A 19,604-nucleotide genomic window follows, 5' to 3' on the forward strand; every position below is an offset into this window, starting at 1 on the left:
CTTGTAACAAAAACCGTAAATTCGTGTCAAATTGCCATCATGATTGGATTATTCAGAGAAAACATAAAAATAGCCACCGGTTCAATCAGAACCCAATTGCTGCGCACTATACTTACGATTTTGATTATTGCATTGGGAATTTGGGCCTTGGTCGGAATTCTGACCGTCGTATCGGCCTTGCAGAATACGCTTTCGTCCAATTTTGCCTCGATGGGTTCCAATACATTCAACATCAATCAATACGAAAACACCAACCGACGACATGGCGGGGGTGAAATCGAAAAAATAAATCCTATTATTTCGTACCCCGAAGCAAAAGCCTTTAAGGCTATGTACGACTACCCGATGACGCATACTTCGTTATCATTTACGGCCACTACCACCGCCGAAGTTAAGTATGAAAATCAAAAAACCGATCCGGAAATCACGGTAATGGGCGTAGATGATTACTTCCTGACCAACTCGGGTTTGGAGGTTACACAAGGCCGCAGCTTCAACACCTTTGACATTCAAAACAACACCTATTCCTGTATAGTGGGTTCTGATTTTGCCACCAAAGGATTGCTGAAAGACGTGAACCCCATCGGAAAAACCATTTCCGTGAGAGGCGCTAAGTTTAAAGTCATTGGCGTTTTAAAAGAAAAAGGATCCACATTTGGCAACCGCCAGGATTTAAGAATGCTGATTCCCATTCAGGTGGCGCGTTCCATGTTTTCGAAGCCCAACATCAATTACACCATCAGCTCTATGGTAGACAAGACCGAGTTGTTGGATGAAGCCGTTGACCATGCCGTTACCACCATGCGAAAGGTGAGAAAACTGAATCCGGTAGCCGAAAACAATTTCGGAGTTTCAAGAAGCGACGATTTGATTAACAGAATTGCCGAGATTACAGGGGTCTTAAACATATCTGCCTGGATTATTGGCATCATTACCATTTTTGGTTCTTCGATTGCTTTGATGAACATCATGCTGGTATCGGTAACCGAAAGAACCCGTGAAATAGGAGTCAGAAAAGCGTTGGGTGCCAAAAGAAGCACTATTGCTTTTCAGTTTTTTGTAGAAACTTTAATCATAGGACAATTGGGTGGTTTAGTCGGAATCATACTCGGTATCATTACCGGATACCTCATTGCTGTGGCTATTGATTTCAGTTTTGTAATTCCGTGGTTGGCCATCATGGCAGCTGTGATTACCACTTTTATCGTGGCCGTCGTTTCGGGATCATACCCTGCTATAAAAGCATCACAACTCGATCCGATTGAGGCGCTTCGTTATGAATAGAAGGCAGAAGGCAGAAGGCAAAAAACCATCCTGTCATTCCCATAAATGTCTTTCAGCAATTTCACCTCCGAAAAGCCCAAACTTTGCAGGAATTCAACCGTTTCGTTTCCTAAATACTGATTGATTTCAAAATACAATTGCCCTCCGGGTTTCAAATTAATCCGGGCCAGTTCAGCAATTTTTCGATAGAATAGCAACGCGTCATCATCTTCAACAAACAAGGCTAGATGCGGCTCATAATCGAGTACATTAGGATTGATTTCGTTTTTTTCCAAATGACGAACATAGGGCGGATTAGAAACAATAATGTCAAACTGCTGTCCCAAATCTTGGGTATCCAAAATATTTTGCAACATGAAATTAACCTCAACCTTATTGAGCGCTGCATTTTTTTGGGCCGTTGCCAAAGCTTCTTTCGAAACGTCAATGGCAAAAACCGCTGCATTGGGCAAATTCTTTTTCAAACTAATGGGAATGCAACCACTCCCGGTACCAATGTCAAGAATTGTTAGCATATCCGGCGATACCGGATTGGAGTTATTAGTCAAAATTAATGCAACCAACTCCTCAGTTTCCGGTCGGGGAATCAACACCTGTTCATTAACCACAAATGGCAAACCATAGAACTCTGTATTTCCTAAAATATATTGAATAGGCTTGTACTTTTTCAAATCAGCCAAAACACTTTCCCATTGCGAAAGTTGCGAGGCATCCATTTCCATTTCAGGATTGAGCGCCAAATCGATTCTCTTTTTGTGGTGAAAATGTTCCAGGGTGAGGTAAAAGAAACTCTCAATTTCCTTTTCATCATAAAGCGAGGCCAGCTCCCGAAGAAAAATGGCTTTGTACTGTTTAAAAAGCATCTGTCAATTATTAGTTATCCGTTTTCAGTTCTTTCAGCATCCAAATAGGACAAGTGGTATGACCTGTAGCTCCCAAGGGCTCACAAAGGTATTCAAATCCGGCTTTTCGGTATAAATGTTGGGCCGCCAACATTTCGGGTAACGTCTCGAGATAGCATTTTTCGTAACCGAACTCACGGGCTTTGGCCAAACATTTTTGTATGAGTTGAGCTCCAATTCCCTTGCCACGAGCTTCTTTGAGAAAATACATTTTTTGCAGTTCACAGATATTCTCAGTCGAATTTTCTAACGGCCCTACTCCTGCTCCGCCAATGATGCTGTTGTTTTCTTCCACAACAAAATAAACCGACCGTGGCCTGTTGTAAGTCTCGAACATGAAATTGAGTTGAGGATCGGCAAAAGCTGTTCCGGTCTTAGGGTATCCGTCAGCAATAAAAACTTCCCGAATAACAGCAGCCAACTGCTCATTATCGCTCTTTTGAATTTCTCTGATTCGTATGCCTTCCATTCTAAAAGTAATCGCTTATTTTTGTGGGGTGAAGATACAGGAAACGCAAATGACAAACAACAATTAGAACAATAACCTTAAAGCGTTTCAGGAAATAAATGACAACAACCGACCAAACATATATACGACGCTGCATACAATTGGCTAAAAATGGCTTAGGCACAACCTATCCAAACCCGTTGGTAGGCAGTGTCATTGTTCACCAAGGCAAAATCATAGGGGAAGGTTGGCACCGTAAAGCCGGGGAACCTCACGCCGAAGTGAATGCTATAAACTCTGTGAAGGATAAATCACTCTTAAAACAGTCAACCCTTTACGTTTCTTTAGAACCCTGTAGTCATTTTGGCAAAACACCACCCTGTTGCGACTTAATCATCAAACACCAAATTCCGAATGTGATCATTGGCACCGTTGACCCCAACAGTAAAGTAGCCGGAACCGGAATTGCACGACTGGCAGCAAACAACATCAAGGTTACTGTTGGCGTTTTAGAGGCCGAATGCAACGAACTCAACAAACGTTTTTTTACTTTTCACAACAAGCAACGGCCATACATCATACTAAAATGGGCTGAAAGTTCAGATGGTTTCATTGCCCCTCTAACCAAAGACAAACAGGAACCGGTATGGATTTCTAATGTCTATTCCAGACAACTGGTTCATAAATGGCGGAGCGAAGAACAGGCTATACTGGTAGGAACTCAAACCGTTTTAGACGATAATCCGAAACTGGACGTACGCGATTGGAAAGGCAACAATCCGATTCGCATTGTATTAGACCGAAGCGGAAAAATATCAAACGACTATCAGGTTATGGATGGAAAAACCAAAACAATCCTGATAACCGAGCAAGAAAATTTAACATTTAGTGAAAATCGTATTCCCGAAAGTGTTACCTTTGATACTAAGCTGACCCAAAAAATAGCGGATATACTGTACAAACACGGCATACAGTCTGTAATTATTGAAGGAGGAAAACAAACCCTGCAAAGTTTTATAGAAGCTGATCTTTGGGACGAAGCCCGGGTTTTTATCGGAGTGGCTTCCTTTAATAAAGGTGTGAAAGCTCCCACGCTCAATGGAATTCCGAAAAAGACACAGGTAAAAGAAGATCAACTTAAAATTTTCATCAACCATGATTAACACTATCATTTTCGATTTTGGAGATGTCTTTATCAATCTTGAAAAGGAAGCCTCGATACAAGCATTCAAAAAATTAGGGTTAAGTGGTCCGAATGAAGATTTATTAAAAATTAACGACTTATTCGAAAAAGGTAAAATTTCGGAAATGCAGTTTATTGAAACCTTCTTTAAATACATTCCCAACGCTACCGTTCACGATATTCGACATGCCTGGAATGCTTCTATTGGTGAATTTCCATTACACCGATTAGAATTTTTACAAATGCTCTGCACCCGATATCGCTTATTTTTACTGACCAATACTGATTCGATACACATCAGTCGTTTTGAACACAAAGTCGGCATGAGTTTTTACAGCGACTTTTACCGCTGTTTCGAAAAAGTATACTATTCTTATGAAATGGGCATGCGCAAACCGGATCCCGAAATTTTCAATACTTTGATTCGCAAACACGACCTATCACCCAAGCGCACCTTATTTGTTGACGACAAAAAAAGCAATACCGATGTAGCCGAAAGCTTAGGCTTACATGTATGGAACTTACAGGTAGGTACTGACGATGTGGTAAACTTGTTTGAACAAAAACACCTGCCCTTTTAAGTTTTGAATGCAACCGATACCTACAAAACCTTAGCCAACCCATCACCCGAAATATTGTTCAAAGAAAAAAACAGCAAATTTTTCGGGTATGCCTTTCCGGTTACCACCGAAACAGAAATAAAACTGCACTTAGAACAATTGAGGAAACAACATTATGGAGCGGTTCATTTTTGTTACGCTTTTCAGTTGGGCACCGAGCAAGTATATTTTCGCGCTAATGATGACGGCGAGCCCAGTAATACTGCCGGCATGCCCATCTATGGCCAAATTCAGTCATTTGGTCTGACCAATACATTAGTGGTGGTGGTTCGCTTTTTTGGCGGAGTCAAACTCGGTGTCGGCGGATTGATTTCAGCTTACCGAACCGCTGCGCAAATGGCCCTCGAAGAAGCCGAAATCATCGAAAAAACTATCGATATTCATTTTCAGATTCTGTTTGAGTATAAAAACATGAATAAAGTAATGCGGGTTATCAAAGAAAAAAACATTGAAATCATAGATCAACAGATGAATGAGAGTTGCGCAATTGAGATTGCTACCCGAAAAAAAAATGCCGAAATGATATTCGACATTTTTACTAATATTTTTGAAATTGAGATAAAAAAACTATGATGTTTTTCTTAATTTTCCAAAACATCCAAAATGTATTGGGGCGGAGCCATTGGTTTACCCGAATTCATATCTACAAACACCAATAAAAAATGAGCCGTTGTTAATAACTCATTATTTTCATTCCGAATTTCACAATCAAATTCTATCTTCACCGAGCTCTGACTTTTGAACTTGGTTATGACTGTAAGTAAGTCGTCATAACGTGCTGGCTTTTTGTAATTTATCGTCATCGAAACTATGGGAAGCGCAATACCGCTCTCTTCGAGCGATTTATATGAAACCCCTTTATTTCTAAGCCATTCCACGCGTCCCATCTCAAAATAAGGCACATAATTTCCGTGGTAAACCACACTCATTTGGTCGGTTTCCGAGTATCGGACTCTAACCTGAATCTGATGTTCTTTCATCTGTTTTTTTTGCTTTTAATCTATAATCAATACGTCTCTTTACGACAATATTTTTAAAAAATCAATACCCTTAAAATTTTTTTTACTGAATTTTATTCACATATTTGTTATCCCGAAAAACAGGAATATTTTTGACACCTTTTCTGTTGGAAAACCTATAGATAATTACAATAATTTTAAAACAATATATGAGCAAAACTGCGCAATCGGTATGGGAAAACTGTCTTCTGTTTATAAAAGACAATATTCAAGAGCAAGCTTTCAAAACTTGGTTTGAACCGATTAAATCAGTCGAACTTACTGACAATGCTTTGTATATTCAGGTTCCGAGTAAATTCTTTTACGAATGGCTGGAAGAGCATTATGTTAAATTATTGAAAGTGGCGTTAACTAAAGAACTTGGTAAAAACGCAAAGTTACTCTATAAAATTAAAATGGAAAACACTTATGGCAACAAACAACCGTTTACGGAACAATTGCCAAGTGCACACCGCAGCCCTATAAAATCTCAAGATGTTGATGCTCCGTTCAAAAACCTGAATCCGGAACTTAAAAATCCGTTTGTAATTCCGGGCATCAGAAATCTGAAAATCGAATCACAACTCAACCCAAACTACAGTTTTGACAATTTCCTTGAAGGAGATTCTAACCGTTTGGCAAGATCTGCCGGTATGGCGGTTGCCAACAAACCGGGAGGAACATCTTTCAACCCTTTGCTGATTTTCGGTGGGGTTGGATTGGGAAAAACCCACTTGGCTCATGCTATCGGAGTTGAGATTAAAGACAAGTACCCTGAAAAAACCGTGTTGTACATTTCCGCAGAAGTGTTCACACAACAATATATAGACTCCGTTAAGAAAAACAACCGAAATGATTTTATTCATTTCTACCAATTAATAGATGTGCTGATTATTGACGACGTTCAATTCCTTTCCGGAAAATCAGGAACACAGGACGTTTTCTTCCACATCTTTAACTACTTACACCAAAACGGAAAACAGGTTATCCTTACTTCAGACAAGGCTCCGGTTGATATGCAGGACATCGAACAACGTTTGCTGTCGCGTTTCAAATGGGGATTATCTGCCGAATTGCACCAACCGGATTACGAAACCCGCATTTCGATTCTGAAAAACATTTTGTACCGTGACGGTGTGGAAATGCCTGAAGAAATTGTAGAATATGTAGCCCGCAACATCAAATCGAATGTACGCGAATTAGAAGGAGCTATCATCTCTTTGATTGCGCAATCTTCTTTTAACAAAAAAGAGGTAACATTAGATTTGGCCAAAAGCGTAGTCGAAAAATTCGTGAAAAACGTAAAACGCGAAATTTCCATCGATTATATTCAAAAGGTAGTTTCCGACTACTTCCAGTTGGATGTTGACACACTGCAGTCTAAAACCCGTAAGCGCCATGTGGTACAAGCAAGACAATTGGCTATGTTTTTCGCAAAAAAATTCACCAAGTCGTCTTTAGCCAACATTGGTTCACAAATTGGCGACAGAGACCACGCGACGGTTTTACACGCTTGCAAAACAGTGGACAACCTGGTTTCAACCGATAAACAATTCAAAAAGTTTGTAGAAGATATTCATAAAAAACTATCGCTCTAATTTGCTTTTTAACTAAGTTTGTGGTTTATAAAATCACCATATGCCCGTTAAAATTTTAATGGTTTGTTTAGGAAACATCTGCCGGTCACCATTGGCGGAAGGCTTGTTAGCGTCTAAACTTCCGAAAGACAAATTCATGGTCGACTCAGCCGGAACCGGTGCGTATCATACAGGAAAACAACCCGACCAACGTTCTGTGCTTGTGGCAAAAAAACACGGACTCGACATCACCTATCAAAGAGCCCGACAATTTACCTCAAAAGATTTTGATGCTTTCGATTACATCTATGTCATGGACAGTTCCAATTATGACAATGTAATTGATTTGGCCAAAAATGAAGAGCACAAAGCTAAAGTGGATTTGATTTTAAATCACCTCTTTCCCGGCGAAAATGTTGACGTACCGGATCCCTACTACGGTCTGCAAAACGGCTTTGACATGGTCTATGAAATGCTGGATGAAACCTGCACTATATTGGCCAAAAAATTAATCGAAAAGCATCCGTAACCTTTTAATTATCTTATCCCTTTAAAAAACCAATCGATGAAACCAGTTGCACTCAAAGGAAAATTATACCTGATCCCAACCACTTTGGGTGAAATGAATCCGGAGGACGTGTTGCCGCAAACGGTTAAAAGAGCGATTGATTTCATGGACTGCTATATAGTAGAAAATGAAAAAACGGCCCGAAAATTCATCAAGTCTGTTCATCCTGAAAAAGTTCAGGCAAACTTGAAAATTTCAACACTCAACAAACACACCGACGTAGCTGATTACAACGCTATGATTGCACCTTGCCTGAATGGAATAAATGTTGGATTGATGAGTGAAGCCGGGTGCCCGGGTGTGGCTGATCCCGGTGCGGCGATTGTAAAAATAGCCCATGAAAAAGGGATACAAGTAGTACCTTTGGTGGGTCCTTCTTCTATTTTATTGGCCATGATGGGTTCGGGAATGAACGGACAGAGTTTTGCTTTTAACGGCTACCTGCCCATTGACAAAGCAGAGAAAAAATCGGCACTAAAAAATTATGAGAAACTCTCACAAGACAAAAATCAATCCCAGATTTTCATAGAAACGCCTTATCGAAACAACAAATTACTGGAAGATTTTTTGCAAGTATTACAACCCAATACGCAACTGTGTATAGCTACAGACCTGACACTGCCCACCGAATACATTAAGACGCTCCGCGTGGCAGACTGGAAAAAAACAAAGGTCGATTTACACAACCGACCTACTATCTTTATTCTTCACAAAATGTAATTACTTGACTTTGGCATTTTTAACCGCCTTGATGCCCTTTGTTTCAAAACCGCCAAAATCTCTCAAATACGTTCGTACCGAGGTCCCGTAATCATCCGTGCTTTGTTTTTCACCATTAGAATTCAAGAAGCGTTTTACCGAACCGGCGCCTCCTAAGTGCGCTGCAGCTAAAATTCCGGATTCTGTAATTTTGACTCCATCAACAACTTTACCTTCAAAATAATTGATATAGTTTCTCAGCTCGTATTTGTTTTTCGACAACAATGCCACAAAAGCCTTTTCCTGAAGTTTAGGGTTATTTATAAAATGAGTGCTATCATCAATACCAATTGACTTAAGGGTTTCTATACCAAACTGGTATTTACCCAAATACCCTAATGTATTTATTTTTCTGTACTTTCCTTGCGACTCCTTGTGAGCAATAGCCTCTTTATATCCAATGAAGTATTTGCCCATGTATGGGATTTTAAGAGTTACATAATCTATGTTGTTTTGAGAAGGAAAAACATAAAAAAGTCCTTCGTTTTCATCAACACTAAAACCGTTGTTGATTTGGGAATTGTAGGGTTTAAAACCCGAGCTTATAAAAGCTACTGTGAGTAGGATAGCGATGTAAAAAGTTCCTTTTTTTATCATTAAATGTTATTTCTCAAGCGCTGTCACCGACATGAAATTTACGGGTGCAAATATACAACTTTATTTATAAAATTGAATATCAAGCAGTTAAACTACTCTAAAAATAGATAAAATGCAATTTAGAATCGCCTAACCCATTGATTTCAAAGGCGGGTGCCGGGATTTTAATCGAATTGAAAACTGTTAAAATCGTCTTAAGAAAATGGGATTTAGTCTCGATTTTAGTCAAATCAACATCAAGACTGAGGTAAAATTGACGGTATCTTTTGCTTTCCGGAAACGAATTCGCTACAGCTAAATCATCTTTAGTCCCGGTAATCATTCCTTCGGCTCCATAACCAACTGCCACATTCAGCCATTTCGGAATTTTTGACTGCTTGGCAAAAGAGTGTAGGTTTGCCGACAACCAGTAGGTTTGTCCGTTATAATCTTTTAAAATTTGTTCCGATATCGAACTGCCTAAAACTTCGGGGCGCTCCTTAGCATACGATGTCGTATGAAAGGAAAATTTAGGAATGACACGCTGTTCATTCCAAAGCAATTCTTGTGAAACATACAAAGCAGTACCCGAGACATTTGCAATGACATCTCCGGGAGAAGCTCCCCAGTTAGCGGAATACCCATCAAACACTTCAACCGCGGTCAAAAAAACCAAACCGAGTGTGGAGCCGTAAATCAACTGCCTTTTCTTATCGGCACCCGACCATTTCAAAGCCTGTGCTCCTAAACTGCCCAAATGATAAGCCGAAAACAGATGCCCCATTTTATCCATCTGCAACCACTCATCATTATCGTTGATGAAATGAAATTTAGAACGGGGATAATCGGCATACCAAATTTGGTTCAAACCAATTAGAGTTGCGCCGCCTATGGCAATCTCAGATATAACGAGAGTTTGGAGTCTGTTTTTATTTAAAGTATCGGAAGGTTTTAAAAAACGCTCCAGGGAATTTTGCGCCCAAACAAACCCTGAAAAAAAGAGCAATACAATTATGTAAACACAGTTTTTCAAGAATTATCTTTTGGTTCCCTGTGTATTCAACCAATCGGCATATTTCTTGGCATTTATATCATGTTGTGTCATAGTAGCCGCAAACTCATGGTAACCAAATCGGTCAACACTGGCACAGAAATACAAATAGTTGTTTTTATCAGGGTTCAGTACTGCGTCAATGGCATCAACATCGGGCATGGCAATAGGTCCCGGAGGCAAACCTTCTTTTTGATAAGTGTTATAAGGAGAATTAATAAACAAATCGTTGTAGAGTACTCTCTTAATAATTTGATCAAAATTATGATCCTTCAACTTAAGAGCATAAATTACCGTTGGATCGGCCTGTAGTTTCATTCCTTGTTTTAAACGGTTGAGATAAACTCCGGCTACGATAGGTCTTTCACTCTTTTTCACGGTTTCTTTGTGCACTATCGAGGCAAGAGTGATAACTTGTACCGGTGTCAAATTTAAAGCAGCAGCTTTAGCTATTCGGTCTTTAGTCCAAAAGCGATTGTATTCTTTGAGCATTTTGTCCCTGAATTTTTCAGCAGTAATATTCCAGTAAAACTCATAAGTATTTGGCAAAAACATAGCAAAAACATTCTCTTTGGTAAATCCGTTTTTTTGAAGAAAAATCGAATCGCGGAAAGTGGCCAGCAATTTTGTGGTATCCGGCTCAATTTGCGAACTGATGCGCTCGCATAAATTTTCAAGTCGTTCCTGATTATTAAATGCCAATTTTACAGGCACATTTCTTCGCATAGCCGAAACCAATTGAAAAGCACTCATCCCTTTCTTCAACAAAAATCTTCCGGGTTTAACATGCTCGGCATACGAACGGCGTTTGGCCATGAAATCGAAACTTCCCATGCTTTGCACATAAGGAGTTAGGATTTTTTCAACATCCTGATAAGTAGATCCTGTTGGAACATGAACATATACCTCTTCTTGTTCAAAAAGGGTATTTGAAGTAAAAAATTTAACAAAAACAATCAGGACAACCAGCAAAAAAACAGCTGCCGCAGCTTTTAAAATTGTATTTCTCTTGGTATTCAAAACAGAATGTGTATTTAATTATTTTTTAATCAATTGAAACAAAGCCTCATCTTTAAAGGAATTATGAGTGAAATTCCAATCTTTTTTAACTCCTACTTTTTCAAATCCAAATGTAGTAAAAAGCGTTAAACTGGGCTGATTATCGGTGCCGATATTGGCAAATAACTGATGAAGTTGTAGTTGTTGAAAAGCGTAGTCTATGACCAAACCCAGAGCCTCACCACCAAACCCTTTGTTTCTGTCGGGTTCATTTTGAATGAGAATCCCCACCCCGGCGCGTCTGTTTTTAGGATCAAAATCAAACAAATCAATCAAACCTACTGCTTCATCGGTGTCTTTCTTACAAATTGCTAAACGCAACTGCTTCGCTTCATAAATGTCCTGATGAGCGTTTTCAAGATATTGCCGAATTAAAAATTTACTGTAAGGCGTTTGGGTGTTGCTGACCTCCCAAATCGTTTCGTCATTTTCCACTTGGTAAAGAAACTCCAAATCTTCAGGTTCTAATGCCCTTAGGTAAATTTGTTGGCCTTGTAATGTTACCATGTGATTTCGCCTTCAAATACAAAAGTTGCGGGTCCTTTAAGAAAGACATTTTGGTAAACAGACCCTTCTTTAACGAAACTCACCTCGAGTTTCCCCCCTTCAACATCCAACATAATGTGATGAGAATCTGTTTTTCCCAAAGCATGCATAGCTATAGCAACGGCTGTGGCACCGGTTCCGCAGGATAAGGTTTCATCTTCTACTCCTCGTTCATATGTTCTCAAAGCAAAATGATTATCTCCCAATTGTTTGACAAAATTAACATTGCTCCCTGCTTTTCCGTACAAATCCGAATAGCGAATTTGAGCCCCTTTAGTCTTAACGTCAAAATTTTTCAAATCGTCCACCAACATCACATGGTGAGGAGAGCCGGTATTCAAAAAAACATAATCGTTTGCAATGGTTACCATATCCACCGATTTCATTTGCAGAGAAATAGTACCGTCATTCAAAATAGAGGCATGATGCAATCCGTCTGTAGCTAAAAAATCGGTTTCATTTCCGATAAGGCGCAAACTTTTGGCGAAAGCCACCAAACAACGTCCTCCGTTACCACACATTGAACTTTCGTTTCCGTCAGAATTGTAATAAACCATCCTGAAATCGGTTTCAGGATCGTTTTCGAGCAAAATCAACCCATCAGCGCCAATACCAAATCTTCGGTCACATAGCTTTTCTATAAGTACAGTATCGTTTTTAGGAAAAATACCTTCCCGGTTGTCTATCATAACAAAGTCATTCCCGGTGCCCTGGTATTTGGTGAAATTAATTTTCATAGCAGTGTTTAGTAACACAAAGATAACAAATATTAAGATTAACTTAAAAATTGTTAAACAGGCGTTAAAGACTGTTGGATGAAAAATTCAAAGTTTCTAATTTTACTATACAAATAATTTAAATGTAAATGACTATGAAACGATTATCAGGTTTATTTTTGGTTTCTTTAATGAGCGGCGCCGTTACATTGGGGGCCTACAAACTATTCATAGAAGGGAAAAGTGGTCATAACTCAATCGTAACCACAGCTCCGAACAATTATAACAGAGCCGTTAGTTTTAACGGAGAAGCAGCAGATTTTACCGTGGCTGCCGAAAATGCGGTACACACAGTGGTTCACGTTAAAAATGTTTCGGTAAGAACAGTTTCAAATCCAATCATGGAATTTTTCTATGGGCAACGCGGCGGCCAACAACAAGAACAAATAGGCACGGGTTCGGGTGTGATTATTTCTGAAGACGGCTACATTGTGACCAACAACCACGTGATTAAAGACGCAACTGAATTAGAGGTTACGCTCAACAACAACAAATCATACAAAGCAAAACTCATCGGAACCGATTCTAAAATGGATATTGCCTTGCTGAAAATCAATGCCGATGAAAAACTACCTTATTCTACGTTTGCTGACTCCGATCAGGTCAAAGTCGGCGAATGGGTACTGGCAGTCGGAAATCCTTACAACCTGAATTCAACCGTTACAGCAGGAATCGTTTCGGCCAAAGCCAGAAATTTAAACACTAATGGGTTGCAGTCATTCATTCAAACCGATGCCGCGGTAAATCCCGGAAACAGTGGTGGAGCTTTAGTGAACACCCGTGGTGAATTAATCGGAATCAACACGATGATTTCATCACCTACCGGAAGTTATGCAGGATATTCTTTTGCCATTCCGTCAAACATCACGCGAAAAATCATTGAAGACATAATGGAGTTTGGAGGCGTACAAAGAGGAGTCTTAGGCATAGAAGGAAATGAACTAAACAGCAAAGCCTCAGAAGAACTGGGAGTTAAAGACACCGAAGGTTTCTATATCAGTAAAATAACTAAAAACTCAGGAGCTGAAAAAGCAGGATTACGCAAAGGCGACATCATTAAAAAAATTGATACTCAAAAAATAAATTCGTTCGCCGAATTAACCGGCTACATCAGCACCAAAAGACCAAACGACAAAGTACAGGTAACTTTCATCCGAAATGGCGAAACCAAAACAGTTCCGGTTACCCTTATCAAAAACGAGGTTGTCACTACCGAATTTAAAGGATTAGAATTGGAAAACATTGATGCTTCCGACAAAAAGAAATACCGAATTGACTACGGGGTTCGAATCAAAGACATCAACAATGAAAATTTGGCTCCTTATGCTGACCAACTTAAAGGAAGTATCATATTGTCAGTCGACAACGTAAAAGCTACAGACGTGGAAAGCATCTCCAGATTTTTAAACAAAAAAGATGAAAATCAGAGTGTCAACATCCAAATGATTAATCGAATCGGACAAATCATTCAGATTATATTATAATTCATACTTGCTTAATTATTTGCTAAGCCAATCTCTTTCAGGATTGGCTTTTTTTTAACAAAAAAAGTTACGAAAACGTTTTCGTTACACACATCAAATTACTATTTTTGCGCTCAAATTAATGAGCCTCTGAAACGAATTCAGAAATAACAACACAACTAAATTTTATTCTTTTATGAGCAGCAACACTTTATACGAAAAAGAATTGTCTTTTCAGGCCGACAGACGAAAGGCCGGCGTAGAATTCATTAAAATCATCAGTGATTTATGGTACGACAAATCCATAGAATTGGTTCTTTTCAGAAACCAACTGATTGATCGCAACGTAAGCGACATCATCAACCTGCATGAATATGCCGGTGAATTTGTGCAAAAACCAATCAATATTTTCGATTCGGTTGAAATCGCTAGGGCTATCGAAAGCTTAGACTTACCTCCTTCCCGTATCGATATCGGAAAACTAACTTACGAATACCATCTGGAAGACAACAAATACCACGATTGCAAAGCATTTGTCATCGACAAACTAAAAGACGCCAAAGATTTTAAAAACATCAAACCAAAAGATGTAGTCTTGTACGGTTTTGGTCGAATTGGTCGTTTGTTAGCTCGTGAAATGATGAGCAAAATAGGAAAAGGGCAACAATTACGTCTTCGTGCCATAGTAACACGCGACCGAAACGATGCTTCTTCTTTGGAAAAAAGAGCCTCTTTGTTGCGTTACGACTCTGTTCACGGTGACTTTGAAGGTTCTGTTCAGGCAGATATTGACAACAACTCCTTAATCATAAACGGAACTACCGTTCACGTCATTACAGCTAACGCTCCCGAAGAGATTGATTACACTCAATTCGGAATTGAAGATGCACTGGTAATTGACAACACGGGTGCATTTACTACAGAAGAAGCTTTAAAACGTCATTTAACCTCAAAAGGAGTAGACAAAGTTTTATTAACTGCTCCCGGAAAAGGCGTACCTAACATTGTGTACGGTGTAAATCACAACGAATACAATCCGGATGAAGTACATATTTTTTCAGCTGCTTCTTGTACTACCAATGCCATTACTCCTATTTTAAAAGCTATCGAAGATACTTTGGGAGTTGTAAAAGGTCATTTAGAAACCATACATGCCTACACCAATGACCAAAATCTGGTAGACAACATGCATAAAAAATACCGTCGTGGTCGTGCAGCTGCCTTGAATATGGTAATTACAGAAACCGGTGCCGGTACAGCCGTTGCCAAAGCCTTACCAAGTTTGGCCGGAAAACTAACCTCTAATGCCATTCGTGTTCCCGTACCAAACGGCTCATTGGTGGTCTTAAATCTTGAAGTAAACAAAGAAACGACCATAGAGGAAGTAAATGCCATTATGAAAAAGTACGCTCTGGAAGGCGAATTAGTAGAACAAATCAGATACTCACTGAATAATGAGCTGGTTTCTTCCGATATTGTCGGCACGGCACAACCATCTATTTACGACAGTAATGCCACTATCGTTTCAAACGATGGGAAAAATATAGTACTATACGTTTGGTATGACAACGAATACGGCTACAGCCACCAAGTAATTCGACTGTCTAAGTACATTGCCAAAGTAAGACGTTATACATACTACTAATAAATCGGTTACTCCGACTCAGAAAAATCCGTCCAAACAGAGCATTTGGACGGATTTTTTGTTGTTATCAACAATTTTATGTTAATAAAGCATTGTTGTATACAATAAATTAGTATTTTCGATTCCCAATTAAGTCCTCAAATCTTGATGTATGAAAAAAGTATTTTTTTGTTTAATACTGATGACCTCTTTTGCTTTTTCTAATGAAGAGCCGAAGACACAAACCTACAACTTTGGTCAAAGCGGAATGGAATTAGTTGCCCGTTCTAAGAAAGGAACAGTAATCATCAGCACTTACAATTCCAAAATGACCATTCGTAAAGATATTGCGAATAAAATTTACGGTTTGTACTTGGAAAACAAATTAGAAACCGACAAGAAGATTACCGTTAATGGTCTTGAAGCTAATGTCACCGGAAAATGTGTCATCAGAAAAAAGAAAGATTTAACCGCGGTAGATTTTTATTACGAAACGGTAGAATGGAACAACGGACTCAAGGAAATTTATAAAAGGATTTAATTCAAAAGAAAAACGCTCCACATCAAGATGTGGAGCGTTTTTTTTATGGAGGCCAAAAAAGCATTACGCTTTTCCGGCAGCAATCAAATTCAAAGCAGAACCGGCAACAAACCAACCAATCTGACTTTCGTTGTACGTGTGATTGGCCAAGATAATATCTTTAGAACCATCAGCATGCACAAACTCTAATGTTAGTGGTTTACCCGGTGCAAATTCGGTTAAGTCTAAGAAGTTGATGGTATCATCTTCCTGAATTTTATCGTAATCCGCTTCGTTAGCAAAAGTCAAGGCTAACATCCCTTGTTTTTTCAGATTTGTTTCGTGGATACGGGCAAATGATTTCACCAATACCGCTTTCACACCAAGAAAACGAGGTTCCATAGCCGCGTGCTCACGCGAAGAACCCTCGCCGTAATTTTGATCCCCCACTACTATCGAAGGAACCCCGGCGGCTTTGTAAGCTCTTTGTACGGCAGGAACGGCATCATACGCTCCGGTTAATTGATTTTTTACTTTATTGGCTTCCTGATTGAAGGCATTAATTGCCCCAATCAACATATTGTTGGAAATGTTATCCAAATGCCCACGAAAACGCAACCATGGACCCGCCATCGAAATGTGGTCGGTGGTACATTTACCGAAAGCTTTGATCAGCAACTTGGCGCCGGTAATGTTTTTACCGTCCCAAGCTTCGAAAGGGGCTAATAACTGTAAGCGGTCAGACGTTGGCGAAACCACCACCTCTACCGACGAACCGTCAGCGGCTGGTGCCTGGAATCCGGCATCTTCTACATCAAAGCCTCTTTTCGGCAGTTCGTCTCCTACCGGTGGCAATAATTTCACTTCCTCACCCTTATCATTCAACAAGGTATCGGTAATCGGATTGAAAGACAAGTCTCCGGAGATGGCCAAAGCAGCCACCATTTCAGGCGAGGTTACGAAAGCGTGCGTATTCGGGTTACCGTCAGCGCGTTTCGAGAAGTTTCGGTTGAACGAGTGCACAATGGTATTCTTTTCGCCTTTGTCGGCTCCTTCCCTGTCCCATTGCCCGATACACGGACCACAGGCATTGGTAAATACTTTAGTTCCCATTTTTTCGAAGGTAGCAATGATACCGTCTCTTTCAATGGTATAACGAATTTGTTCCGAACCCGGGTTGATTCCGAATTCAGCTTTAGGAGTAATCCCATGGGCAACGGCCTGCTCCACAATAGAAGCCGCGCGCGCCATATCTTCGTAAGACGAGTTGGTACACGAACCGATTAATCCCCATTCTACTTTTAACGGCCAACCGTTGGCAACAGCCTCTTCTTTCATTTTTGAAACCGGTGTTCCTCTGTCCGGCGTGAAAGGCCCGTTAATGTGCGGCTCCAATTCGGATAGGTTAATTTCGATTACTTGATCAAAATACTGTTCCGGATTGGCATACACTTCCGCATCGGCAGTTAAATAAGACGCTACCTTATCGGCAGCATTTACTACATCCTGACGGCCTGTAGCCGCTAAATATCGTCTCATGGAATCATCGTACCCAAAGGTTGACGTGGTGGCTCCTATTTCGGCCCCCATATTACAAATAGTTCCTTTTCCGGTACACGACATAGAGATAGCTCCTTCGCCAAAATATTCAACAATGGCTCCGGTTCCGCCTTTTACGGTAAGAATATCGGCCACTTTAAGAATAACATCCTTAGGAGCGGTCCAACCGTTTAATTTTCCGGTCAATTTTACGCCGATCAATTTCGGAAATTTTAACTCCCAAGACATGCCCGACATGACATCGACCGCATCTGCTCCACCAACACCAATGGCCAACATTCCCAATCCGCCGGCATTTACCGTGTGTGAATCGGTACCAATCATCATTCCGCCAGGGAAGGCATAATTTTCTAAAACGATTTGGTGAATAATTCCCGAACCCGGTTTCCAAAACCCGATACCGTATTTATTGGAAACAGAAGAAAGAAAATCAAAAACTTCTTTTGATTGCGAATTGGCCACCGCTAAATCAGTCGTAGCGCCAACTTTTGCCTGGATTAAGTGGTCGCAGTGCACCGTAGTCGGAACGGCAACTTTACTTTTTCCGGCATGCATAAATTGTAATAAAGCCATCTGTGCCGTAGCATCTTGACAAGCCACTCGGTCCGGTGCAAAATCAACATAATCTTTACCTCGAACAAAAGATTGAGAAGGCATGCCTTCCCATAAATGAGAATATAAAATCTTTTCAGATAACGTAAGCGGACGACCTACCAATGCTCGTGCTTTGTCAACTCGAGCAGCCATGTTGGCGTACACTTTTTCAATCATTTCAATATCAAAAGCCATATATATTGGGTTTTATTTGTTTACCCGCAAATTTACGAAAACGTTATACTTTTTAAAAAGTTTTGATTAGAATAAGTTATTCGATAAGAATGATTTATGAAAAGCGAACTTTTGATGCGTTATTTTTGCCAATTCGATATTTAAATTAACAAAAAATGAAAAATATTAATTTTTATCCCGCAAATCCATTATCGGCTTTTCGTAAAAACGGTGCAGCAAATAACTCAGTCCAAAAGTGATTCCGACATAAGCAGCAACAAAACCATACAACTCAAGAGGTTTTTGAGCATCATACGAAATAAAATACTTTAAAAGTTGCAACACCACACTGTAATGCAGTAGGTAAACCGAATAGGAAATAAGGCTGACAAATACTATAGGTTTACTCCAAACCGCACGCTCTTCCTTCCAATCAGACAAAAACGGCAAAAAACAGGCTACTGCAATTGAACCCAAAGGAAGATAAAAAACATTCCAAAATACCGGATGGCTTTCAATTAACAGTCTGAAATAACCGATACCTACAAACTGAAACAAAAAAATAAGGGTTCCTAAAACAAAAAAAACAAACTTGTTCTTTTGCCAAAAAGAGGTAAAATTGAGGTAAATCCAACTACACAAAACACCAATAAAAATACTGTCCAAGCGGTAAATCACCACCGCCTTTAGAGACGTATTCCATTGTGTAAGGCTTGTATTGGCTGTGGTATACTGATAGTAAATTTTGGTACAGAAAAAAAACAACAATAAAACCGAAACCGAAAACACAAAAAAACGGGATTTATTTTTAGGTTTAATGATTAAAGACAGCAATAACAAAAACACCGGCAAAATTACATAAGCAAACTCCTCCACGGAAAGGCTCCAGGACTCCGGAAAAAAAGCAAGCATGGTAGTATTCAGGTTTTGCAGAAAGAAAAAATACTTCCACAAAGCATACAACGGATAACCCACGATAGTGCCCACTCCTATATTAATCAGCAAAATCAAATAGTAATTAGGTAAGGTCCTGAACCACCTCCTTTTAAGAAAATAAGAAACCGTTTTGATTGAATAAGGTTCTTTGAGATACAGTTGGTATAAGATTTTTCCAATCAGGAAACCACTCAGCACAAAAAAGACTTCCACTCCCAAAAATCCCGACAAGACCATCAACTGATGAAAAAGACCGTTACTTTCGGGAAAAATCCAAACACAATGTCCAAAAACCACTAACGAAATAGCCATCGCCCTCATCAAATCTAAACCAAATACCCGGGACTCCTTTTGATTTCCTGTCATAGAAAATGTACATTTGTTAC

At 39.6% G+C, this 19,604-nt stretch carries 20 protein-coding genes; 10 read left to right on the plus strand and 10 right to left on the minus strand.

Annotation, left to right across the window (positions count from 1 at the left end; translation table 11 throughout):
- The first annotated feature begins 39 nt into the window (after positions 1 to 39).
- Positions 40 to 1,284, plus strand: a complete 1,245-nt coding sequence (locus EZL74_RS04480) for an ABC transporter permease (RefSeq protein WP_131475395.1) — start codon at positions 40 to 42, stop codon at positions 1,282 to 1,284.
- Here EZL74_RS04480 and prmC read toward each other — a convergent pair.
- Positions 1,275 to 2,147, minus strand: coding sequence for a peptide chain release factor N(5)-glutamine methyltransferase (gene prmC / locus EZL74_RS04485; RefSeq protein WP_131475396.1), 873 nt, complete (start codon positions 2,145 to 2,147; stop codon positions 1,275 to 1,277). The genes EZL74_RS04480 and prmC overlap by 10 nt on opposite strands.
- Before the next feature lie 10 nt (positions 2,148 to 2,157).
- Positions 2,158 to 2,655, minus strand: a complete 498-nt coding sequence (locus tag EZL74_RS04490) for a GNAT family N-acetyltransferase (RefSeq protein WP_131475397.1) — start codon at positions 2,653 to 2,655, stop codon at positions 2,158 to 2,160.
- 98 nt (positions 2,656 to 2,753) lie between these two features.
- Here EZL74_RS04490 and ribD point away from each other — a divergent pair, with 98 nt between their 5' ends.
- Genes ribD through EZL74_RS04505 form a run of 3 tightly spaced genes read left to right on the plus strand, consistent with a single transcriptional unit; the run spans position 2,754 to position 5,010 of the window.
- Positions 2,754 to 3,797: a bifunctional diaminohydroxyphosphoribosylaminopyrimidine deaminase/5-amino-6-(5-phosphoribosylamino)uracil reductase RibD gene (gene ribD / locus EZL74_RS04495; protein ID WP_131475398.1), complete on the plus strand. Its 1,044-nt coding sequence runs from the start codon at positions 2,754 to 2,756 to the stop codon at positions 3,795 to 3,797.
- Positions 3,790 to 4,398 (plus strand): HAD family hydrolase, encoded by a 609-nt coding sequence (locus EZL74_RS04500; protein ID WP_131475399.1) that lies wholly within the window; start codon positions 3,790 to 3,792, stop codon positions 4,396 to 4,398. Before ribD ends, EZL74_RS04500 begins: the two co-directional genes overlap by 8 nt.
- 3 nt (positions 4,399 to 4,401) lie before the next feature.
- Positions 4,402 to 5,010, plus strand: a complete 609-nt coding sequence (locus EZL74_RS04505; protein WP_131475400.1) for an IMPACT family protein — start codon at positions 4,402 to 4,404, stop codon at positions 5,008 to 5,010.
- A gap of 8 nt (positions 5,011 to 5,018) precedes the next feature.
- On the opposite strand, the gene EZL74_RS04510 is transcribed toward EZL74_RS04505, so the two are convergent.
- On the minus strand, positions 5,019 to 5,417 hold the full coding sequence (locus EZL74_RS04510) for an acyl-CoA thioesterase (protein ID WP_131475401.1): 399 nt from the start codon (positions 5,415 to 5,417) through the stop codon (positions 5,019 to 5,021).
- 188 nt (positions 5,418 to 5,605) lie between these two features.
- Between EZL74_RS04510 and dnaA the strand changes: the two genes are divergently transcribed.
- Genes dnaA through EZL74_RS04525 form a run of 3 tightly spaced genes read left to right on the plus strand, consistent with a single transcriptional unit; the run spans position 5,606 to position 8,300 of the window.
- The gene (gene dnaA, locus EZL74_RS04515) at positions 5,606 to 7,033 is read left to right on the plus strand and encodes a chromosomal replication initiator protein DnaA (protein WP_131475402.1); all 1,428 of its coding nucleotides are present in this window, start codon (positions 5,606 to 5,608) and stop codon (positions 7,031 to 7,033) included.
- Positions 7,034 to 7,073: 40 nt separating this feature from the next.
- Positions 7,074 to 7,541, plus strand: a complete 468-nt coding sequence (locus EZL74_RS04520) for a low molecular weight protein-tyrosine-phosphatase (protein WP_131475403.1) — start codon at positions 7,074 to 7,076, stop codon at positions 7,539 to 7,541.
- A 36-nt stretch (positions 7,542 to 7,577) separates the two neighbouring features.
- Positions 7,578 to 8,300, plus strand: a complete 723-nt coding sequence (locus tag EZL74_RS04525) for an SAM-dependent methyltransferase (RefSeq protein WP_131475404.1) — start codon at positions 7,578 to 7,580, stop codon at positions 8,298 to 8,300.
- Here the strand turns inward: EZL74_RS04525 and EZL74_RS04530 are convergent, their stop codons facing one another.
- From EZL74_RS04530 to dapF, 5 genes are all read right to left on the minus strand, one after another.
- A complete protein-coding gene (locus tag EZL74_RS04530; protein WP_131475405.1) occupies positions 8,301 to 8,936 on the minus strand; it encodes a peptidoglycan-binding protein LysM in 636 nt (211 codons plus the stop codon).
- Between the two features lie 97 nt (positions 8,937 to 9,033).
- Positions 9,034 to 9,948 carry a DUF2279 domain-containing protein gene (locus EZL74_RS04535; RefSeq protein WP_240034552.1) on the minus strand — a complete coding sequence of 305 codons (915 nt, stop codon included), beginning with the start codon at positions 9,946 to 9,948 and terminating at the stop codon, positions 9,034 to 9,036.
- A 3-nt stretch (positions 9,949 to 9,951) separates the two neighbouring features.
- Positions 9,952 to 10,986, minus strand: coding sequence for an endolytic transglycosylase MltG (gene mltG, locus EZL74_RS04540; protein WP_131475406.1), 1,035 nt, complete (start codon positions 10,984 to 10,986; stop codon positions 9,952 to 9,954).
- A gap of 18 nt (positions 10,987 to 11,004) precedes the next feature.
- Positions 11,005 to 11,532 carry a GNAT family N-acetyltransferase gene (locus EZL74_RS04545; RefSeq protein WP_131475407.1) on the minus strand — a complete coding sequence of 176 codons (528 nt, stop codon included), beginning with the start codon at positions 11,530 to 11,532 and terminating at the stop codon, positions 11,005 to 11,007.
- Complete coding sequence (dapF, locus tag EZL74_RS04550; RefSeq protein ID WP_131475408.1) at positions 11,526 to 12,308, minus strand: diaminopimelate epimerase; 783 nt, start codon at positions 12,306 to 12,308, stop codon at positions 11,526 to 11,528. The genes EZL74_RS04545 and dapF overlap by 7 nt, the downstream gene beginning before the upstream one ends.
- A gap of 134 nt (positions 12,309 to 12,442) precedes the next feature.
- Between dapF and EZL74_RS04555 the strand changes: the two genes are divergently transcribed.
- From EZL74_RS04555 to EZL74_RS04565, 3 genes are all read left to right on the plus strand, one after another.
- Positions 12,443 to 13,831, plus strand: coding sequence for a Do family serine endopeptidase (locus EZL74_RS04555; protein ID WP_131475409.1), 1,389 nt, complete (start codon positions 12,443 to 12,445; stop codon positions 13,829 to 13,831).
- Positions 13,832 to 14,006: 175 nt separating this feature from the next.
- Entirely contained in the window at positions 14,007 to 15,455 is a 1,449-nt protein-coding gene (locus EZL74_RS04560) for a glyceraldehyde-3-phosphate dehydrogenase (protein WP_131475410.1), read from the plus strand.
- Positions 15,456 to 15,606: 151 nt separating this feature from the next.
- Positions 15,607 to 15,975: a hypothetical protein gene (locus EZL74_RS04565; RefSeq protein WP_131475411.1), complete on the plus strand. Its 369-nt coding sequence runs from the start codon at positions 15,607 to 15,609 to the stop codon at positions 15,973 to 15,975.
- A gap of 63 nt (positions 15,976 to 16,038) precedes the next feature.
- Here the strand turns inward: EZL74_RS04565 and EZL74_RS04570 are convergent, their stop codons facing one another.
- Both EZL74_RS04570 and EZL74_RS04575 read right to left on the minus strand, forming a co-directional pair.
- Positions 16,039 to 18,303: an aconitate hydratase gene (locus tag EZL74_RS04570; protein WP_131475412.1), complete on the minus strand. Its 2,265-nt coding sequence runs from the start codon at positions 18,301 to 18,303 to the stop codon at positions 16,039 to 16,041.
- Positions 18,304 to 18,468: 165 nt separating this feature from the next.
- A complete protein-coding gene (locus EZL74_RS04575; protein WP_131475413.1) occupies positions 18,469 to 19,584 on the minus strand; it encodes an acyltransferase family protein in 1,116 nt (371 codons plus the stop codon).
- Between the last annotated feature and the right edge of the window lie 20 nt (positions 19,585 to 19,604).

Source organism: Flavobacterium silvisoli (genome assembly GCF_004329815.1).
Classification (GTDB): Bacteria; Bacteroidota; Bacteroidia; order Flavobacteriales; family Flavobacteriaceae; genus Flavobacterium; species Flavobacterium silvisoli.

Coding starts and splice junctions, on each gene's coding strand:
- EZL74_RS04480 (WP_131475395.1), top strand. CDS start 40: ATGATTGGATTATTCAGAGAAAACATAAAAATAGCCACCGGTTCAATC.
- prmC (WP_131475396.1), bottom strand. CDS start 2,147: ATGCTTTTTAAACAGTACAAAGCCATTTTTCTTCGGGAGCTGGCCTCG.
- EZL74_RS04490 (WP_131475397.1), bottom strand. CDS start 2,655: ATGGAAGGCATACGAATCAGAGAAATTCAAAAGAGCGATAATGAGCAG.
- ribD (WP_131475398.1), top strand. CDS start 2,754: ATGACAACAACCGACCAAACATATATACGACGCTGCATACAATTGGCT.
- EZL74_RS04500 (WP_131475399.1), top strand. CDS start 3,790: ATGATTAACACTATCATTTTCGATTTTGGAGATGTCTTTATCAATCTT.
- EZL74_RS04510 (WP_131475401.1), bottom strand. CDS start 5,417: ATGAAAGAACATCAGATTCAGGTTAGAGTCCGATACTCGGAAACCGAC.
- dnaA (WP_131475402.1), top strand. CDS start 5,606: ATGAGCAAAACTGCGCAATCGGTATGGGAAAACTGTCTTCTGTTTATA.
- EZL74_RS04520 (WP_131475403.1), top strand. CDS start 7,074: ATGCCCGTTAAAATTTTAATGGTTTGTTTAGGAAACATCTGCCGGTCA.
- EZL74_RS04525 (WP_131475404.1), top strand. CDS start 7,578: ATGAAACCAGTTGCACTCAAAGGAAAATTATACCTGATCCCAACCACT.
- EZL74_RS04530 (WP_131475405.1), bottom strand. CDS start 8,936: ATGATAAAAAAAGGAACTTTTTACATCGCTATCCTACTCACAGTAGCT.
- EZL74_RS04545 (WP_131475407.1), bottom strand. CDS start 11,532: ATGGTAACATTACAAGGCCAACAAATTTACCTAAGGGCATTAGAACCT.
- dapF (WP_131475408.1), bottom strand. CDS start 12,308: ATGAAAATTAATTTCACCAAATACCAGGGCACCGGGAATGACTTTGTT.
- EZL74_RS04555 (WP_131475409.1), top strand. CDS start 12,443: ATGAAACGATTATCAGGTTTATTTTTGGTTTCTTTAATGAGCGGCGCC.
- EZL74_RS04560 (WP_131475410.1), top strand. CDS start 14,007: ATGAGCAGCAACACTTTATACGAAAAAGAATTGTCTTTTCAGGCCGAC.
- EZL74_RS04565 (WP_131475411.1), top strand. CDS start 15,607: ATGAAAAAAGTATTTTTTTGTTTAATACTGATGACCTCTTTTGCTTTT.
- EZL74_RS04570 (WP_131475412.1), bottom strand. CDS start 18,303: ATGGCTTTTGATATTGAAATGATTGAAAAAGTGTACGCCAACATGGCT.
- EZL74_RS04575 (WP_131475413.1), bottom strand. CDS start 19,584: ATGACAGGAAATCAAAAGGAGTCCCGGGTATTTGGTTTAGATTTGATG.